Origin of the sequence: uncultured Roseovarius sp. (assembly GCF_913057115.1) — a bacterium.
Taxonomy (GTDB): Bacteria; Pseudomonadota; Alphaproteobacteria; order Rhodobacterales; family Rhodobacteraceae; genus Roseovarius.
Window position 1 is genome coordinate 30,334 of the sequence record NZ_CAJXNN010000013.1, and the last position, 18,162, is coordinate 48,495.

Consider the following 18,162-nt stretch of genomic DNA (forward strand, 5'->3'; position numbering starts at 1 on the left):
TCAGGAGGGGTCAACGTTGTGGCTTGCAGGGGCCACCCCGGAAACAGTCAACCACCGTTTCCAGCACCTCTTTGGACGGAGCCGCAAACCCCATGCCGCCGCAGGCGTTGATGTCGAGTTGATAGCTGACGCCGGACGCGGATTGGCCTGTTGCACCCAAGCCCGATGGCGCGCCGGTTCTGCGCAAAAAGGCAAGGTAGTCTGTTCCGGATTTGGCACTGGCGCACCAAGGGCCAAGACACTGGACATTGAACATGATCGGCCGGCTGAAACGCGCGACAAACCCTTTCCGCGTCAGCGATTTACCCTCAAGCCGTGCCGGGATCAGGGTGTCGGGCGGTGTCTTTTGCTGGTTTTGCCAATCGGTTTTCGGCAGGCGCGACTCATCGAAGGTCAGGGTGCCATGAACGACGATATAGGTCTTGTCGGATTGGGCGGCCTGTTCGTAGGTCCGGGCGACATCATGGGGCAGGCAACTGAGCGCATGGGCCGGGGCGAAGGCCAGGCTGCATAGCGACAGGACAGCAAGACCGGTGGCTGGCCGCAATGGGCGTTTTGATATCACCCCGCGCAGGCCCCACCGGGCAACTGCGAGCATTGCGTTGTGAATCTGATGGTGAGTACCGGCTTTCGGGGAAAGCGGATGGCGAGACGTGGCGGTATCACTCATGACAGGCCCTCTAAAGCGTTCCGCCTTTGACCTGAGGGATCAGCGGAAGGCGGAACGCGTGCAACGATTGAGCGTTGCGCTGCATTTCGCGAAAATCTGCGATTCAGGTTTTTCGCGAAACGCTTTAACAATCGACACGGTCAGCATGCCACGGCGCGGCAGGCGGGGAAAGCCGGGTGGCAAGGGCTTGCCAGTAGAAGGCCAAGCGGTTCTTGCCCGTAGCGGGAGACCCCGGCGAAGGGCGCAAACGCCTTAGAGCCGCGCTTTGAACTCGGACAGAACATGCTCATAGACGACGCGTTTAAAGGGTACGATCTGATCCAGAAGATCCTTGGGCGCAATCCAGTGCCATTCTGAAAACTCGGGATGCTCGGTTTCGATATTGATATCGCTGTCGGATCCATGGAAGCGCAGCAGGAACCATTTTTGTTCCTGCCCCTTGTACCGGCCCTTCCAGATGCGTGGTACGATGTCATGCGGTAGATCGTAGGGCACCCATTCGGTGGTTTCGGCCTCGACCGTCACCAAGTTTGAAGGCACGCCGGTTTCCTCCCACAGCTCGCGCAGGGCAGCGTCGCGAGGCTCTTCACCGGGATCGATCCCGCCTTGGGGCATTTGCCAGGCGGGGGCTTCGCTGTCGATACGTTGACCGGCGAAGACCTCATTGCGGTCATTCACCAGCATGACCCCGACACAGGGCCGATAGGGCAGTTTGGCGATTTCTTCCGGGGTCATGGGCGGCCTCATGGGTTGCTTTGGCCTTTTCATGCGGTGTGACGCGCGCGGGGTCAACCGCCATCGCCGCCACGCGCGAGCCAAGCCTCGAACCGTCGTTTACGCAGGTCGGCGGTGTGGCTGTGCCAAAGGCTGTCGCGCACGAGGTAGTTGGGCCCGTGTTGCGGCGCGTTTGGAAGGTGATCGCGCATCGGAATGCCGGTGCCGGGTTGCAAGCCGATGCGGGGCAGCGCGCTTTGCCGGGCGGGGCCATAGGGAATGCGCTCGGAGAGGCGTGCCATGCTGTCGGGCCTTGTGGCAAAGCGTATGAAGGCGCGGGCGGACTCGGGCGCGTCGGTGCCTTTCGCTATGCTCCAGACCTCATGCCCGATGATGCGCCCATCCCAGACCACGCTGAGCGCTTTGCCGGATTGCTGAGCGGCGAAAAAGCGCCCGTTGTAGCCACTGGCCATGCTGGCGCGCCCTTCGGTCAAAAGGCGAGGCGGGTCGGCGGCATCCTGCCACCAAATGATGTGCTCGCGGATTTGATCGAGCTTGCGAAAGGCAAGCCGGAGGCCCCTGTCGGTGCTGAGAAGGTCATAGACCTGCGCCGGCGGCACGCCTTCGGACAGGAGCGCCCATTCGAGAATGTCATCCGGGCTTTTGCGGATGGCGCGTTTGCCCGGGAAGCGGGTGGTATCGAAGAAATCCGCGATGCTGGTGGGTTTGATGCCGGGATAGGCATCGGGGTCATAGGCCATGACCGTGGCGAAGACGTTTTGCGGCATTGAACATTCGCGGAGTTTGGCCGGGGCGAAATCGGCGGGCCCTTCTGTCAGCGCGGCGTGGTCAAGCCGCGCCAGAAGCCCCGCGTCGCAGGCGGAAATGGCCGTGGGTTCCAGCATGTCGATCACGTCCCAGCCTTCCGATGCGGCGCGGGCCTTGAGCGCCGTCAGGCTACCGTCGTACCGGGCCGTGGTGACGTCGATGCCCGTGGCTTCGGTGAATGGGGCGAAGATGGCCTGTTGCTGGGCGGCTTCATAGGCCCCGCCCCATGTCACGACGGTCAAGTCTTCGGCCTGAACGGGGGCGGCGAGGACGGCGACGAGGGCGCTAAAGAACCGCATTTTCTTCGCGCCTCAGGGATTGGGAGATGTCGAGATAGGCTTCGATGACCGAGGCTTCGGAGACCACGCCGATGAGAGTGCCGGTATCGCGATGCACAACCGGGATGGCGTCGCCGATAAAACCGCGCAGGGCCTGCATGGCCTCAAGTACCGTCGTGCCGTCATGAAATTGCAGGTTTGGAACGTGCGGTTTTCTGGCGCTTCGGGACAAGACCCCGGTAAAGCGACCGTCGCTATCGGTCAGGTAGGCCTCGGACCAAGGGGAGCTGTCGAGTCGGGCGTGGATCTCGTCGACCGGCGTGTCTTGGGTTGCGACGATGATATCGCCGGTCAGGCAGGTCGACACGGGCATGGCCTGAAGGCGGGCGCGGTCGCGTCCGGCCGAGAGGTCGGCCCCGGCGCGGGCCAGTTGCACATCAAAGAGAGACCGGCCAAAGACGCGGTGCGCGATAAGGTTCGACACCACTACCGAGACCATGGCGGCAATCGTGATGTCGTAGTTGCGGGTCAACTCGAAGACGATGAGGATGGTTGTGAGGGGCGCGCCGATGACCGGGCTGGTCAGTGCCATCATCCCGCAGATCGCGTAGACCGCGATGCCCGAGGTGGACAGGGCGCCGGTGCCGTCGATCGCCGTCCAGAACAGCGCGCCGAAGAGGATGCCGATCAAGAGTGCGGGGCTGAAGACGCCCCCGGCGAAGCCAAAGCCGATGCATAGGGCGGTCAGCGCGATCTTGGCCGCCACGAGCACCGCCAGTTCGCCCGCCCCGAAGGCGCCTTCGATGGTGGCAAAACGCAGCGCCTCCTTGCCGACGCCCAGCACATCGGGCAGCCATAGCGCCGTGAGCCCAAGCGCCAGCCCGGCCGCGGCGGGCCGCAATACCTGTGGAATTCCTGATTGAGCGGCCATGGCAGTGATCCGCAGCACCAGCCGCATGAACAAAATCGCCAGCCCGGCACAGAGCACGCCCAGTGCGCCGAACAAAAGGAACTCGTGCCCGTGCTGGACGCCTTCGAACTGCACCAGAAAGAGCGCCGGCCGCTCGAATATGACATTGGCCAGAACATAGCCGGTGACGGCGGAAATGGTGGTGGGGGCGAAGGCCTGTGTCGAATAGTGCCGCAACACTACCTCATGGGCAAAGACCAGACCCGCGATCGGCGCGTTGAAGGCGGTGGAAATCGCCGCCGCGACGCCGCATGCCACGGCGATCGCGGGCAGGTTCGGAACCCCAAGGCGCAATCGCCGCACCACGCCGCCCAGCATCGCCCCGAGATACACCATCGGGCCGTATTGCCCCACCGACGCACCGAACCCCATAGACACCATGGCCGCCAGCGTGGAGGTCACACCGCTGCGCAGGTCCGGCAACGGGGTCTCGAACTGCACCGACTGGATCACCGCCGGTGGCCCCAATGGCCGCCCTAGGGGTGACAGGTACCGCAGCATCAGCGCCACGATCAGCCCGCCAATCGCTGGCACGCAGACGGTCGCCAGCGGCACGATTATCCCGGCGTCCTCGTATTGCACCCGGGCGCGCGGCGCGATCAGCAAAACCCGATTGAGCCACTCCACCGCCTCGATCAGCGCGATCGCCGCCAAGGAGGCCGCACCTCCGATCCCGAGCGCACAAAGCGTCAGGATCAGCATACGCTGCGCGGGCGGGGCCACCTCGGGCGCGTGGTCAAGTTCGTCGGCCACCATTTGGCCACTCTTCCGTAAGTCCAGCAGCCTTGCAATGCCGCCGGTCTTCTTCTGTTCACAAATATCCCCGCCGGAGGCCTCCCAACGCAGGCCACCACACCAAGGCTCGCGCAGCGCGCCCCGCCCGCCGCAGGCGCCGAGGGGCCCGCTGAAGGCGGACCCGAGATCCCGGTGCCGAAAACACGAGCGGCCCGCCGGTGAGGGCGGGCCGCCTGTCTGGTTTTCCGGGTGCTATTGCTTGGAGTTGCCGTTCAAGGTGGTGAGGCCCTTGAGGATGTCGATGGCATAGGCCAGTTGATAATCCTCTTCGCGCAGTTTGGCGATCTCTTCTGCGCGGGCCTGTTCCTCCTCGATCTGGCGGACCTCGTCCTCGCTCAGGCTGTCGTTGTCGAGGCTGCCGCGCAGGTCCGCTTCGAAGCGCGCACGCGGTGTGGTGCCTTCCTCATCCTCTTCGCTTTCCGGCGCGCGGCGGGGTTGTTCGACCACGATGTCGGGTGAAACGCCCAAGGCCTGGATCGACCGGCCCGACGGTGTGTAATACCGCGATGTGGTCAGGCGCATCGCGCCATCACCGCGCAGCGGCATGACCGTCTGGACCGAGCCCTTGCCGAAGCTCTTGGTGCCCACGACCACCGCACGGCGGTGATCCTGAAGCGCGCCGGCGACGATTTCCGAGGCCGAGGCCGAGCCGCCGTTGATCAGCACGACCATCGGCTTGCCGTCGATCAGGTCGCCTTCGGTGGCATTGAAGCGCTCGCCATCCTGCGGGTTGCGCCCTCGGGTCGAGACGATTTCACCTTCTTCAAGGAAGGCGTCGGAAACCTTGATCGCCTGAGTCAGCAGGCCACCGGGGTTGTTGCGCAGGTCAAGCACGACGCCATTGACGTTTTCCGCTCCTCCAGCCGCTTCGATTTCCTCGGCCAGACCATCGGCAAGGTTGTCGTAGGTTTGATCGTTGAAGGTGGTCACGCGCAGCACCACGGTTTGTTGTTCGGTGCGTGCGCGCACCGCCGTCAGTTTGATGGTGTCGCGGATGATCGACAACTCAAAGGGTTCGGCTTCGCCTTCACGGACGACGGTGATGACGATCTCGCTACCCACCGGGCCGCGCATCTTGTCGACGGCTTCGTCGAGGGTCAGGCCCAGTACGCTTTCGCCATCGACATGGGTGATGAAATCGCCCGCTTCGACGCCTGCGTTATCGGCCGGGGTGCCGTCGATGGGCGAGACCACCTTGACGAACCCGTCTTCCTGCGTGACCTCGATGCCCAGACCGCCGAATTCGCCGCGCGTCTGTACGCGCATGTCGGCGGCGTCTTGTGGGCTGAGGTAGCTGGAGTGCGGGTCGAGCGAGGTCAGCATACCGTTGATCGCCGCCTCAATGAGGTCGGCCTCGTCCACTTCCTCGACGTATTGCGAGCGGATTCGCTCGAAGATATCGCCGAACAGGTCGAGTTGTTCATAGACATTGGTTTGCTTCTCGGCTTCCTGCGCCAGCAGGGGTGCGGCGACCTGTGTGGTCACGACGATGCCAGCCAGTGTTCCGGCGACTGCGGCCATCAGGAATTTCTTCATGGGTCGATTATCCTTCGTCTGTCTGGAACCACTGGGCGGGGTCCACGGGTGAGTTGTCTTCTCGGACCTCTATATAGAGGGTTTCGCTGCGTTCGGCATCCGTCTCTTGTGCAGAGCCGGAGGATACAAGATCTGCTGCGGGGGTGGTTCCCCCCATGAGGCCCACCGGGCTTCCCCCGGGAAGCACTTGGCCGGTGTCACCATAGACCACGTCGAGCCCTGCAAGCACCAGCAGAATTCCGGCCTGCGGTTCGAGGATGATCACGTTTCCGTAATCCAGAAGCGGCCCACGATAGCGAACGGTAGCAGGCGCAGGCGTTGTGACAAGGGCGCGCGGCCGCGTGGCCATGACGATGCCGGGCCGGGCGATGCCCGCGGCGTCCTGTTCCCCCGCGCGGCGCAGGATGCGGCCTTCTACGGGAAGGGGAAGCTCACCCTTGCGGTCGGCAATGCCCGGCAGGCTGCCGGGCGCTTCGTCCACCGCGATTTCGCTGAGCCCACTTGCGAACCCCTCAAGCGTTTCGGTCGAGGCGATCAGAAGCGCGGTTTTCACCGGGTCTTCGGTAAAGCGGCGCGGCAGGTCGGTACGGTCGGCGATGGCTTGGCTGAGGGCGGTGCGGGCCTTTTGTGCGCCTTGCAGGCCATTGGCCAGCGTGTCGGCGGCGGTTTCTTGCAGGCTGCGCAGGATGGCGACCTCGTTCAGCCTTTCGCGCAAATCCGTGGCGCGGGCGTTGAGCGCCGGGGTCACCTCGGCCACGATCATGCCCGAACGGGCGGTGCCAACGGGGCCGGAGGGGTGCAAAAGCAGCACCGGGGCGGGGGTTTCTCCCATGGCCATGAGGACGCCGAGCAGGCGGGCGATGTCATCCTCGCGCGATTGCAAGTCGCGCGTCAGGGTTTCTTCGCGGATGGCGGCGCGGCGCAGGCCCTCGCGCATGGCTTCGAGCCCGTCCTCATAGGCGCGGACGGTTTCCGACAGGGCCTTGACGCGATTGCGTGCGCTTTGCGCATCGTCCAGCATCTGGCCTGCGCGCGACAGTCGTTCGGCGGCGGCGCGGGCATTTGCGGCAGGGTCAGGCGTGGCCGCGGGTTCCTGTGCGGCGACGGCACCGGCCATGAGGATCCCTGCGAATGCGGCCAGTGGCTTCATGCGATCAGGCACTCCCCGGTCATCTCGGGCGGTTGCGGCAGCCCCATGAGGTGCAACAGGGTTGGGGCGAGGTCGGCCAGACGGCCTGGATTGAGCGATGCGCCCGCAGGCCCGCCCACGAGGATCACCGGTACGGGGTTGAGGGTATGGGCGGTGTGCGGCCCGCCGGTTTCGGGGTCGATCATGGTTTCGCAATTGCCGTGGTCGGCGGTGACGATCATGGCACCCCCCGCTTTCTGAAGGGCCTCAAGCACCTTGCCAAGCCCTTCGTCCACCGCCTCGCAGGCGGCCATGGCGGCCTTCAGGTCGCCGGTGTGGCCAACCATGTCGGGGTTGGCGTAGTTGACGACGATCAAGTCATAGCCGTCTTCGATGGCGCTGACGAAGTGTTCGGTCACTTCGGGCGCGCTCATTTCCGGTTGCAGGTCGTAGGTGGCAACCTTGGGGGAGGCGGCCATGTAGCGTTCCTCACCCGGTTCGGGGTCTTCCTTGCCGCCGTTCAGAAAGAAGGTGACATGGGGGTATTTCTCGGTTTCGGCGAGGTGGAATTGTGTTTTGCCCTGTTTGGCCACCCATTCACCCAGCGTGTTGACGATGTCGCGGGCGGGGAAGACCGTTTCCATGAAATGGTTATGCATGTCGGAGTATTCCACCATGCCCAAAAGTGCAGCCCAATCAGGGCGTTGGCCTGCATCGAAGGCGTCAAATCCCGGCTCGCCCATGGCGCTTAGGATCTCGCGGGCGCGGTCGGCGCGGAAGTTGAGGCAGAAAAACCCGTCGCCATCCTTGGCCCCGGTATAATCGCCCACAACTGTGGCGGCGATGAATTCATCGGATTCGGAGCGCGCATAGGCGTTGGTGACGGCGGTGCGGGCGTCTTTGGCGCGGATGCCCTCGCCGTGTATCATTGCCTCATAGGCTTCCTGCACGCGGTCCCAGCGATTGTCGCGGTCCATGGCGAAATAGCGGCCTGTGACGGTGGCGACGCAGGCGCCATTGGGCAGACCGTCTTCCAATGCCTCCAAGAAGGGACGAGCGGAACGCGGCAGCACATCGCGGCCATCGGTGATGGCATGCAGGGCCACGGGCACGCCCGCCTCCGTGATGGCCTTGGCGGCGGCGAGGATGTGGTTGAGGTGCCCATGCACGCCACCGTCCGAGACCAGCCCCATCAAGTGCGCGGTGCCGCCTGTTTTTTTCAATTTCGAAACAAAGGCTTGCAGGGCTTCGTTTTTGAAGAACGACCCGTCTTCGATTGCGAGATCAATTTGCCCCAAGTCCATCGCCACGACCCGGCCCGCGCCGATATTGGTATGGCCTACCTCGGAGTTGCCCATCTGCCCGCGGGGCAGGCCCACGTCCGGGCCGTGGGTGATCAGGGTGGCGTTGGGGCAGGTCTGCATGATCCGGTCGAAGTTCGGTGTCTGCGCAAGTACGGGGGCGTTGGCCTCGGACGCGTCCGAGAGGCCCCAGCCATCAAGAATGCACAGGACAACGGGTTTCGGGGGGGTCATGATCTGCTCCTGCCTCGGGTTGCGGAGGTTCTAGCGCCTCGCGGCGGCGGGGTGAACCCCTTGCCGCAAGGTTATGTAGGGGCAAATGCGCAGCTTTGGAACCGGGCCGGGGCGTCGGGCCGCAGGCGCAACCGTTCCGGGGAGGGCCAGTCTGCTTATCAGCCCTGACGGGCTTCTTCGCAATGCTCGGCAACGCCACGAGGGCAGTCGGAAGGCGGTCGTCTTCAGGCTTGGAGTGCGAAAGGCGCTACGAGTGTTTTTCTTCAAGTCGCGGTCGCACCGACCACCTGCTGTCGGCGTGGTTTTGTCAGGCATTGGAAACTGGCCTGGCGCGTCATGCTTTAACTTGCCTGAATTAGGTGCCTGCTGATACTCAGACATCTAACTTTGCAAGGTTGGATACTGTGAACAGTCAAAGCCCGTCCTATTCCATTCCGTGCCTGGCACAGATCAAGGCACAAGCGAGTGATCGGGATTTCGCGGAACTCTTCCGCAATCAATATGTCCTTGATCCGCATTCCAATGTCCGCTTTCCGGGGTGGTCCAGCAAGTCTTTGAACGGCTGGACGCTGCATCACGGTTTTGCGTTGCGCGTTTTGGAGATACTGGACAAGAACAAGACGCAGGTCGGGTTCCTGCTGGGGCACGCGCTTTATGCTGACAGCGGCTTGGTGCGCGATTGCCTGACGATAACCTCCGGGATCGAAGATGCCGGGTTCTGGCCATCGGTTGAGGCGCAGATTTCAGAATTGTCGGGGCGGTATCTGGCGATCATCGTGACGCCGCGGTTTCAGCGTATCCTGCCCGACCCGGTGAGCGATATCCCGGTCATTTACAACCCCGAGATGTCACGGGTGGGCAGCAGTCTGGGGCTTGTCTTGACACGGCCGATCCGCAGGAACCCGCTGTTTGATCCGCGCAATGTGCTGACCGGAAAGCAGACCTTGAGCTTTGGGCAAACGCTGGACAACGAGGTTTTCCGGTGCCTTCCGAACCATTTTCTGGATTTGTCGGATTTTTCGAGCCACCGGTTCTGGCCGCGAGAGGATACGGTTTTAACGGTCGCACCACGACGGGTGAGGCGAAACATCGTCGAAATCACTGAGCGCCTCAGCGCGCATATGGCGAGTTGGATTTCGGAATTCAAATGCGCCATGCCGGTGACCGGCGGAAAAGATTCGCGGGCGCTATTAGCCTGTTCGCAGGAGCATCTGGGCGAAATCACCCAGTTTTTTGCGCATCGGTTCAACAACAACACGCGCCGGGACGCCATCACCGGCCAGCAGATCATGGCCGAGCTTGGCTATCCCTTTGAGCATTATTTCCGGCGAGATGCCAGTTTGCGGCAAAGGGCCGACATGCGGTTGAAGATGGGGTGGTCGGGTTACCGGGGAGAGCTGGGCGCATTGCATGCGCTTGAAAGCTATCCCGAGGATTACATCATCCTGCGCGGTAATATCATGGAATTGATCCGCGCCAATCAGTATCGGGGTGATCGGTTGCATGGCGAGGTTCATATTGCGCATGGCATTCGGCGTACCGGAGCGCCGGAGGGGGAAGTTCATCGAGAGATTGGCAAGTGGCAGGATTTATACATGGCATGGTATGATACCTTGCCAAGCGCGGCGCAGGCCCGACCCTATGACTTCGGCTTCATCGAGCATTTGCTGCCCAACACCCAAGCCTCGTATTTCACCGCCATGCATCGCGGGCCGTTCATTAACCCGTTCAATGATCGCAGGCTCATTCAATTGGCGATTTCGATCCCGCCCGACATACGGTACCGGAAGAATCTATACGAGGAAATCATCCTGCGGCGGGCACCGGACTTGATGAATATTCCCTTCAACTAGCGGCAAAGCATCCGGGGGCTTGGCGGCGGGATTGCGACGGGGCGGACGCGGTGCCGCAGGGCGCGGCGTTAAGATTTGGGCGAATCGGCAGCAAACCCTTGGTTAACAAGAAAAAGGCCAGGCTGTAACGCGTCGGTAAAGCGTCGGTATCGCGTCGGTATCTTTCGCGGTGTCACGGCGAGTTAACAGGGCGCGCGGTGGGTTTTGTACGAAATGTACGGGCGTTTCGTATGGTTCGGGTTTTTGGGTGTGAACGGTGGATTTCAGCCCTGAGCGGACATCGTGCAAGCCGTCACGGCTCATCAGCCCTGACGGGCTTCTTCGCGAGGAGTGGCCGGTCGATGGGGCGAAGGTCGGCAGAGCGGGACAGAGCGGAGGTTGCCTCGCGCCGAATCAAGGGCCGCCGGCCCGCCGCGCATCGTCATGCTGGAAGCATGCCTTTGGCGTGACGGCACGGCGATTGGGTTAGGTTTGACGCTTGGATTGGAGGTTTCGCGCCAGTGGCTGGGATAAAGCGCTTCAGCTCAGTCGTTTGATCGCCGCGCCGCGGCCCTGCGATGCGCGGCCGGTGAAAAGATGCGTAGAGATTGCGCACCCTAAAGCCTTCGCCCCAAACCCTGGGTCACAGCTTTGCGGCGAAGGCCGCGCAACATATGACTGTTGCACGCGCCCTGCCTTTATCTGATGTGTCAGGTTAAAGGCAGGACGCTTTAGGGAAGGCTCAAAACCCGGCGCTTTGGGCCTCAGCCTTTCCCTCGCTCGATCAGCACATCCACATGGGCCCCCGCGCTGGCGGCCAGAGCGTCGAGGTTGTAGCCGCCTTCGAGGACCGAGACCACGCGCCCCTGACAGTGTTTGTCGGCGATATCGCAGAGGCGCTCGGTGACCCATGCGAAATCGGGCTCGGTGAGTTCGAGTTGTGCCAGCGGGTCGTCGCGGTGGGCGTCGAACCCGGCGGAGATGATCACCAGTTCGGGGGCGAAGGCGTCGAGGCGGGGGAAGACGCCTTCCTCGTAGGTGGCGCGGAAGGTTGCGCCATCTGTCATCGGGTCAAGCGGCACGTTGAGCACGTTGTTATGCGCGCCGGTTTCATCGGCGCGGCCGGTGCCGGGCCAAAGCGGGAACTGGTGCGAGGAGACAAAGAGCGTGCGCGCCTCGTCCCAGAGCAAATCCTGCGTACCGTTGCCGTGGTGGACGTCGAAATCCACCACCGCCACCCGCGACAGGCCATGGCGATCGAGCGCGTGCTTGGCCGCGATGGCCGCCGTGCCGAAAAGGCAAAACCCCATGGTTTTCCGGGTTTCGGCGTGGTGGCCGGGCGGGCGCATGGCGCAAAAGGCGTTTTGCGTCTTTCCGGCAAGAACCAGATCGGTGGCGCGCAGGGCCGCGCCCACGCCGCGCAGGGCGGCATTGACCGAACCGGGGGACATCCATGTGTCGGCGTCCAGTTGGATGATGCCTTCGGCAGGCTCGGAGGCTTTTATATGGTCGATATGGGCCTGTGGATGGCAGAGGCGCAGATCGTCGTTGCTGGCCAGCGGGGCCTCTTCACGGGCAAGATCCTTGCTGGCGAGAGCCGCCCAGACCCGTTCCAGTCGGGCGACCTGTTCGGGGTGGCCGGGGGGGGTGACGTGCTTAAGGCCATCGGCATGGGTCAGTATTGTGGTTGTCATCGGCTGTCTCCGCGTCCTCGTGTCGGGGCACAGCATGACCGCGTGAGGACGCGATTGTCCAGTCGGTGCTTGTTGAGACGCGCGGGGCGTGTAATCTGAGGCCATGGAAGAGGAAATCATCACGGATGGCCTTTCGCAGGCCATTCCGCAGGACACCCAGGAAATCGCCCTTGGGCTGTGGGCGCAGGCGCAGGATTTTGCCATGACGCTCTTGCGGCCGTGGAACGCCTATCAGGTGGGAATCGCCATTGGCGTTTTCATTTTGGCGGCGGTTTTGGCCAGAGTTGTTGCGCCGTGGTTTCACGACTGGATGCGCAGGCGCGAGGGCTGGCCCAAGTGGCGGATGCGTTTTCTGGTGATGATTCATCGCCGCATGCGGTTGATCCTGTTTGTCATGATGATCTGGCCGGTGGTTTGGGTGATGCAGGCGGTGACATGGCCGTCGCATTCTTACCTGCTTGGCATCTTCGCCAGCCTTGCCCTGGCGTGGCTTCTGATCACGGTGATCACACGGTTTATCGTCAACGGCTTTTTGCGCAGTCTGGTGCGCTATGCGGCCTGGACTTGGGTGACGTTGAGCATTCTGGGGTTGACCGAGGAGGTTGAGCAGCTTCTGGACAGTGCGGCGATAAGTGTGGGGGATCTGCGCCTGTCGGTCTGGATGGTGTTGCAGGCGGTTGTGATTGTCGCTGCCCTGATGTTCGCGGCGCGTTTCGTGTCGAAAACCACCGCTTCGCGGATCCGCAGCAACGATGAAATCTCGCCTTCCATGCAGGTTTTGGCCGTGAAATTCGTGCAGCTTTTGCTGTATGGGGCTGCGTTTTTTATTGGGTTGCGTGCTGTGGGCGTGGACCTGACGGGGCTTGCGGTGCTGTCGGGGGCGATTGGTGTGGGCCTTGGGTTTGGCCTGCAAAAGGTGGTTTCGAACCTTGTGTCCGGTGTCATCCTGCTGTTGGATCGGTCGATCAAGCCGGGCGATGTGATCAGCCTTGGTGAGACTTTTGGCTGGATCAACAGCCTTGGGGCGCGCTACGTGTCGATCACCACGCGCGACGGGCGGGAATATCTTATTCCGAACGAGGATTTGATCACCGGTCAGGTGGTCAACTGGTCCCATTCCAACGACTACGTGCGGTTGGATATCTATTTCGGCACCGCCTATGGCGACGATCCGCACAAGGTGCGTGCCTTGGCCATAGAGGCGGCCAAGGGGGTGGACCGGGTGTTGGAGTTCAAGCCGCCGGTGTGCCATATCGTGGGGTTTGGGGACAGCAGCGTGGATTACATCCTGCGGTTCTGGATCAGGGACCCGACCGGCGGGCTGACCAATATTCGCGGCAATGTCTATCTGGCTTTGTGGGACAGTTTTCAGGAAAACGGTATTTCCATTCCCTTCCCGCAGCGCGAGGTTCGGATGTTGGGGGATGCGGCAGATGGGGCACAGGGCACCTGAGCCTGCGCAGGGTTTTATTGAAATGGCCCGTTTCTGTTGCTACCTTGGACATATGCCCGGCGCCGGGGCTGAGCGGCGCTTTTGAGAAGGAGGACGATGTCCTGTCTTTTACGGCTGACGCGGCACAGGCCGCTGAACAGGGGGCGCCCATGATGGCGCCCGGCACTGGCGCAAATAGCGAAGCACAGCTTGCGCGCATCCTGAAATCCCTTGATGACGACAAGGCCGAAGACATCGTGCAGGTTGACCTGCGCGGCAAATCGGCGATGGGCGATTACATGGTGATCTGCTCAGGGAGATCGGCACGGCAGGTCACGGCGATTGCCGAGAAGCTGGCCGATCGTCTGAAGCAGGAGTATGGCATCCTGTCGAAGATCGAGGGCAAGGAAACGGGCGATTGGGTGCTGATCGACACGGGCGATGTGATTGTCCATGTCTTCCGCCCCGAAGTGCGTGACTTCTATCAGCTTGAGAAGATGTGGCTTTCCGGCGGCGCGGCTGCCCCGGTGCCAGCCACCGAGAGCTGAATGAAGGTGCATATCTGCGCGGTGGGCCGGTTGCGGGCCGGCCCGGAGCGTGCTTTGCTTGACGATTACCTGACCCGATTTGACAAGACGGGCCGAGCCTTGGGGCTTGGCCCTGTTTCTGTGCACGAGGTCGAGGACAAGAAAGGAGGCGGCATGGTCGCCGAGGCCGCTCTGTTGGAGCGGGTTATTCCCAAGGGCGCGGTTCTGGTGGTGATGGATGAGCGCGGCCGCGTCATCCCGTCGCCGGAGTTTGCCGGGAAGCTGGGTGCGTGGCGCGACGAGGGGCGCGGCGATGTCGCCTTTGTCATTGGTGGTGCGGACGGGGTGGACCCATCCTTGCGTGCCAAGGCAGATTTCAAGCTGTCCTTTGGCGCGATGGTCTGGCCGCATATGTTGGCGCGGGTGATGCTGTCGGAGCAGCTTTATCGGGCGGCGTCGATTTTGGCGGGAAGCCCGTATCACAGGGTGTAATGGACCCCATCACCCGAATCCGCTTTAAATCAATGCTGCGCTGCGGTATGACCCGCCCACTTTTGGAAACGGAGAACTCAGATGGGTTACAAGGTCGTCGTCGTGGGCGCCACGGGCAACGTGGGCCGCGAAATGCTGAACATTCTGGCCGAGCGCCAGTTCCCTGTGGACGAGATTGCCGTGCTGGCAAGCCGCCGCAGCCTCGGGACCGAGGTGAGCTTTGGTGACAAGACCCTGAAAACCGAAGATCTGGATACATTCGATTTCACCGGCTGGGACATGGCGCTTTTCGCCATTGGCTCTGACGCCACCAAGAAATATGCACCCAAGGCGGCAAGCCAAGGCTGTGTCGTGATCGATAACAGCTCGCTTTACCGCTATGACCCGGACGTGCCGCTGGTGGTGCCCGAGTGCAACCCCGAAGCGGTGGATGGCTATGCCAAGAAGAACATCATCGCCAACCCCAACTGCTCGACGGCGCAGATGGTTGTGGCGCTGAAGCCTTTGCATGATCGCGCGACGATCAAGCGGGTTGTGGTGAGCACCTATCAGTCGGTCTCGGGCTCGGGCAAGGACGCGATTGACGAGCTCTGGGACCAGACCAAGGCGGTGTACAATCCGACCGATGATTACGAGGCCAAGGTTTATCCCAAGCAGATCGCCTTCAACGTGATCCCGCATATCGACGTCTTCCTTGAGGACGGATCGACCAAGGAAGAATGGAAGATGGTCGCCGAGACCAAAAAGATCGTCGACCCCAAGATCAAGGTCACGGCGACCTGTGTGCGGGTGCCGGTCTTCGTGGGGCACTCGGAAGCGATCAACCTTGAGTTCGAGGATCATCTGGACGAGGAAGAAGCGCGCGACATCCTGCGTGAGGCCCCCGGTATCATGGTGATCGACAAGCGCGAGGACGGTGGCTACGTGACGCCGGTGGAATGCGTGGGTGATTTCGCCACCTTCATCAGCCGGATCCGTCAGGACAGCACGATTGATAATGGTCTGAACCTGTGGTGCGTGTCGGACAACCTGCGCAAGGGCGCGGCGTTGAACGCGGTGCAGATTGCCGAAACGCTGGGCAAGCGGGTTTTGAAGAAGGGCTGAGGGCCTTTCGCGGTGAACAATTTGACCGGCCGGTGCGGGGAACCGCGCCGGCCGTTTTGCGTTTCGCATGGGCGGGGTTTTGCCGTGAGCCGCGACATGCGGCTTGCCAAGCGGTGGATGCTCTGCCCAAGTAGCGACGTGAGGTTTTTGTCAGGAGGTCCGGCATGCGTATCATCTATCCCCTTGTTTTCATGGCATTGCCGGTGGCGGCATGGGCCGAGGATATCCCGCTGACAAGCGAGGTGAGCGAGGTCACGCTTTATCCGCAAGGGGCCACGGTGGTACGCGAGGTGGAGTTCAGCGTCCCCGCCGGGCAGCATGACTTGATCCTGACGGATTTGCCGAAAAATACGCCCTTGGCCGCGGTGCGCGTTTCCGTGGATGGGGCGGTGATGGGGAGCGTCACGGCACGCGATGACTTCGTTCCGCCGCGTGACCCTGACATGAGCGCCGCACGCGAGGCTGCGCGTGCCGAGGTGGAGCGGCTGGAAGCCGCGCTGCGCGATGGCGAGGCTGATGTGCGGGCGATCACGCTCGAGGTGCAGGCAGCCAAGGCGCGGGTGGCCTTCTTGGAACGGCTGGGCCAAGGCGAGGCCGTTGCTGGCATGAATACCAACGACCTGCGCGATCTGGTCGGGATGATCGGCGAGGAGAGCCTTTCGGCCATGCGCGCCGCCCATGAGGCCGAGCGCCGGGCCGGGGAGGCGGACCGCGCCCTGACCGACCTGCGCAAGGAGTTGGAGGCGGCGCGCGCCGCCCTGCGCGCGCTTGTCCCCGAGAAGGAGGAACGGGCGATGCTGGCCGTGGCGGTCACCGCACAGGAGGCGACGCAAGGCACGGTGCGGGTGAGTTACACCATCCGCGAGGCTGGATGGACGCCGGTCTACGATCTGCACCTTGCACGGGATTCGGGCGATCTGCGGATTGAGCGCGGCGCTTTCGTGCGACAATCCACGGGCGAAAACTGGCGTGATGTGGCGATGACCCTGTCGACGGTGCGCCCGTCCGAGCAGGTTTCGCCCAGCGAGGTGTTCCCGTGGCTGCGGCGTGTCTTCGACCCCGAGGCGATCCGGCCCAAGACGCTGCAACGCAGTCAGGCCGATGGTATGGCCGAGATGGCCGCACCACGGGCCGAGCCGATGGCGGTGGAGACCGCGCAGGCGAATTTCGATGGGCTGGCCGTGACCTATGATTACCCCGGCGATGTTTCGATTGCGACGGGGGCGGACCGTGTTCGGCTGGCGCTGGGCACGCTTGAAACGCAGGCGCAGGTCGAGGCGCGGGCGGTACCCTTGTTTGACCCCAGTGCCTTCCTGATGGCGCGGATTGAGAACGACACGGGCGAATTGATCCTGCCCACCGGTGAGGCGATGTTCTATCTGGATGGGCGGTTCATCGGCAAGCAGTTCCTTGAGATGATCCCGGCGGGCGGAGAAGCGGACCTGTCGTTCGGTCCCATCGACGGGCTGCGCCTGACCCGGACGGTTCTGGGCCGAGAGGAAGGGCAGCGGGGCGTCATCACCCGATCAAGCGATTTTACCGAAGCGGTGAAGATCGAGGTGGAGAATCTGACCGGGCAGGCGTGGCCTGTGCGGGTCGTCGACCGGGTGCCGCATTCCGAGCAGGAAGAGCTGGAGGTGGAATGGAACGCCTCGCCGCGGGCCAGCGAGGTTGATGTCGATGGCAAGCGCGGGGTTCTGGCGTGGTCCTTTGACATCACCGCAGGTGAGACCCGCGAGATCGGGTTGGAGTATGACCTGCAATGGCCCGAGGGCAAGGTTCTGCGTTAAGCGGGGCAACGCGATGTGCCGGGGCCGAAATCCTTGAAAGATTTCGGTCCGTTTTCTTTGCAAGAGAACGGGGCGCGCGGTCGGTTCAGATCGGGACGAACTGTCGGCTATCGGCATTGTATTGTTCGACGCTGCCTTCGCCGATGTCGTGCCAGATGCCGTGCAGGCTCAACTCCCCCGCTTCGACGGCGCTGGCCACGAAGGGGAAGGTCATCAGGTTTTCCAAGGACACGATCACCGCCTCTTTTTCCAAGGCGCGGCTTTGGGCCGTTTGGTCGCTGATGTCTTTCACCCGCTCGTAGCCGGGGCGCAGGATGTCCATCCAGCGGCCCACGAAGCTGCTTTTTTCTTCCAGTTGCGGGGCATTGCCGGAACACATGTCAAGGCAGCCCTGCACCCCGCCGCACTTGGAGTGCCCCATGATGATGACATGCGCCACCTTGAGCGCGGTCACCGCGTATTCCACTGCCGCCGATGTGCCGTGCTGGTTGCCATCGGGTTCATGCGGCGGGACGAGGTTGGCGATGTTGCGGTGAATGAAGAACTCGCCCTGATCCGCCCCGAAGATCGAGGTGACGTGCACGCGGCTGTCGCAGCAGGAGATCATCATCGCGCGGGGGCGCTGACCCTCATCCGCCAAGCGGCGATACCAGGCTTGGTTCTCGGCATAGGCCGTGGCTTTCCACCCGTGATAACGATGCACAAGATAGGTGGGCAGCGGGCGCGCGTGTTTCATTATGGTCCCTCGGTACGGCTTTTCCTTGGGTTGATAGAGCGTATTCGCAGAGAATTCGAGAGACAAATTCCAAGCGACTTTGCCTGCCGGAAAGGATTTG

15 protein-coding genes are annotated in these 18,162 nt (G+C 62.5%); 6 read left to right on the forward strand and 9 right to left on the reverse strand.

All coding sequences use genetic code 11. The annotated features are described in order from the left end of the window. Positions 1-10: 10 nt before the first annotated feature. The 7 genes from QZ498_RS07545 to gpmI all read right to left on the reverse strand — a co-directional run bounded on the left by QZ498_RS07545 (position 11) and on the right by gpmI (position 8,455). Positions 11-670 carry a hypothetical protein gene (locus tag QZ498_RS07545; protein WP_294621224.1) on the reverse strand — a complete coding sequence of 220 codons (660 nt, stop codon included), beginning with the start codon at positions 668-670 and terminating at the stop codon, positions 11-13. A 252-nt stretch (positions 671-922) separates the two neighbouring features. Continuing rightward, positions 923-1,405 carry an RNA pyrophosphohydrolase gene (locus QZ498_RS07550; protein ID WP_294621225.1) on the reverse strand — a complete coding sequence of 161 codons (483 nt, stop codon included), beginning with the start codon at positions 1,403-1,405 and terminating at the stop codon, positions 923-925. Positions 1,406-1,458: 53 nt separating this feature from the next. After that, positions 1,459-2,511 (reverse strand): ABC transporter substrate-binding protein, encoded by a 1,053-nt coding sequence (locus tag QZ498_RS07555; protein ID WP_294621226.1) that lies wholly within the window; start codon positions 2,509-2,511, stop codon positions 1,459-1,461. Beyond that, positions 2,498-4,216 (reverse strand): chloride channel protein, encoded by a 1,719-nt coding sequence (locus tag QZ498_RS07560; RefSeq protein WP_294621228.1) that lies wholly within the window; start codon positions 4,214-4,216, stop codon positions 2,498-2,500. Before QZ498_RS07560 ends, QZ498_RS07555 begins: the two co-directional genes overlap by 14 nt. Positions 4,217-4,447: 231 nt before the next feature. Beyond that, entirely contained in the window at positions 4,448-5,791 is a 1,344-nt protein-coding gene (locus tag QZ498_RS07565; RefSeq protein WP_294621229.1) for a S41 family peptidase, read from the reverse strand. A gap of 7 nt (positions 5,792-5,798) precedes the next feature. After that, positions 5,799-6,941, reverse strand: a complete 1,143-nt coding sequence (locus QZ498_RS07570; RefSeq protein ID WP_294621230.1) for a peptidoglycan DD-metalloendopeptidase family protein — start codon at positions 6,939-6,941, stop codon at positions 5,799-5,801. Next, positions 6,938-8,455 (reverse strand): 2,3-bisphosphoglycerate-independent phosphoglycerate mutase, encoded by a 1,518-nt coding sequence (gene gpmI, locus QZ498_RS07575; RefSeq protein ID WP_294621231.1) that lies wholly within the window; start codon positions 8,453-8,455, stop codon positions 6,938-6,940. Before gpmI ends, QZ498_RS07570 begins: the two co-directional genes overlap by 4 nt. Before the next feature lie 404 nt (positions 8,456-8,859). Here gpmI and QZ498_RS07580 point away from each other — a divergent pair, with 404 nt between their 5' ends. Next, positions 8,860-10,308: a hypothetical protein gene (locus tag QZ498_RS07580; RefSeq protein WP_294621232.1), complete on the forward strand. Its 1,449-nt coding sequence runs from the start codon at positions 8,860-8,862 to the stop codon at positions 10,306-10,308. 743 nt (positions 10,309-11,051) lie between these two features. On the opposite strand, the gene QZ498_RS07585 is transcribed toward QZ498_RS07580, so the two are convergent. Beyond that, positions 11,052-11,981, reverse strand: a complete 930-nt coding sequence (locus tag QZ498_RS07585; protein WP_294621233.1) for a histone deacetylase family protein — start codon at positions 11,979-11,981, stop codon at positions 11,052-11,054. A gap of 103 nt (positions 11,982-12,084) precedes the next feature. On the opposite strand from QZ498_RS07585, the gene QZ498_RS07590 reads away from it, so the two are divergent. From QZ498_RS07590 to QZ498_RS07610, 5 genes are all read left to right on the forward strand, one after another. Continuing rightward, the gene (locus QZ498_RS07590; RefSeq protein ID WP_294621235.1) at positions 12,085-13,434 is read left to right on the forward strand and encodes a mechanosensitive ion channel domain-containing protein; all 1,350 of its coding nucleotides are present in this window, start codon (positions 12,085-12,087) and stop codon (positions 13,432-13,434) included. A gap of 149 nt (positions 13,435-13,583) precedes the next feature. Then, entirely contained in the window at positions 13,584-13,961 is a 378-nt protein-coding gene (rsfS, locus tag QZ498_RS07595) for a ribosome silencing factor (protein WP_367117635.1), read from the forward strand. After that, positions 13,962-14,432 (forward strand): 23S rRNA (pseudouridine(1915)-N(3))-methyltransferase RlmH, encoded by a 471-nt coding sequence (gene rlmH, locus QZ498_RS07600; protein ID WP_294621236.1) that lies wholly within the window; start codon positions 13,962-13,964, stop codon positions 14,430-14,432. 81 nt (positions 14,433-14,513) lie between these two features. Next, a complete protein-coding gene (locus tag QZ498_RS07605; RefSeq protein WP_294621237.1) occupies positions 14,514-15,536 on the forward strand; it encodes an aspartate-semialdehyde dehydrogenase in 1,023 nt (340 codons plus the stop codon). Positions 15,537-15,700: 164 nt separating this feature from the next. Further along, a complete protein-coding gene (locus tag QZ498_RS07610) occupies positions 15,701-17,326 on the forward strand; it encodes a DUF4139 domain-containing protein (protein WP_294621238.1) in 1,626 nt (541 codons plus the stop codon). Between the two features lie 85 nt (positions 17,327-17,411). On the opposite strand, the gene QZ498_RS07615 is transcribed toward QZ498_RS07610, so the two are convergent. Beyond that, positions 17,412-18,062 (reverse strand): carbonic anhydrase, encoded by a 651-nt coding sequence (locus QZ498_RS07615; protein WP_294621239.1) that lies wholly within the window; start codon positions 18,060-18,062, stop codon positions 17,412-17,414. Positions 18,063-18,162 lie beyond the last annotated feature (100 nt).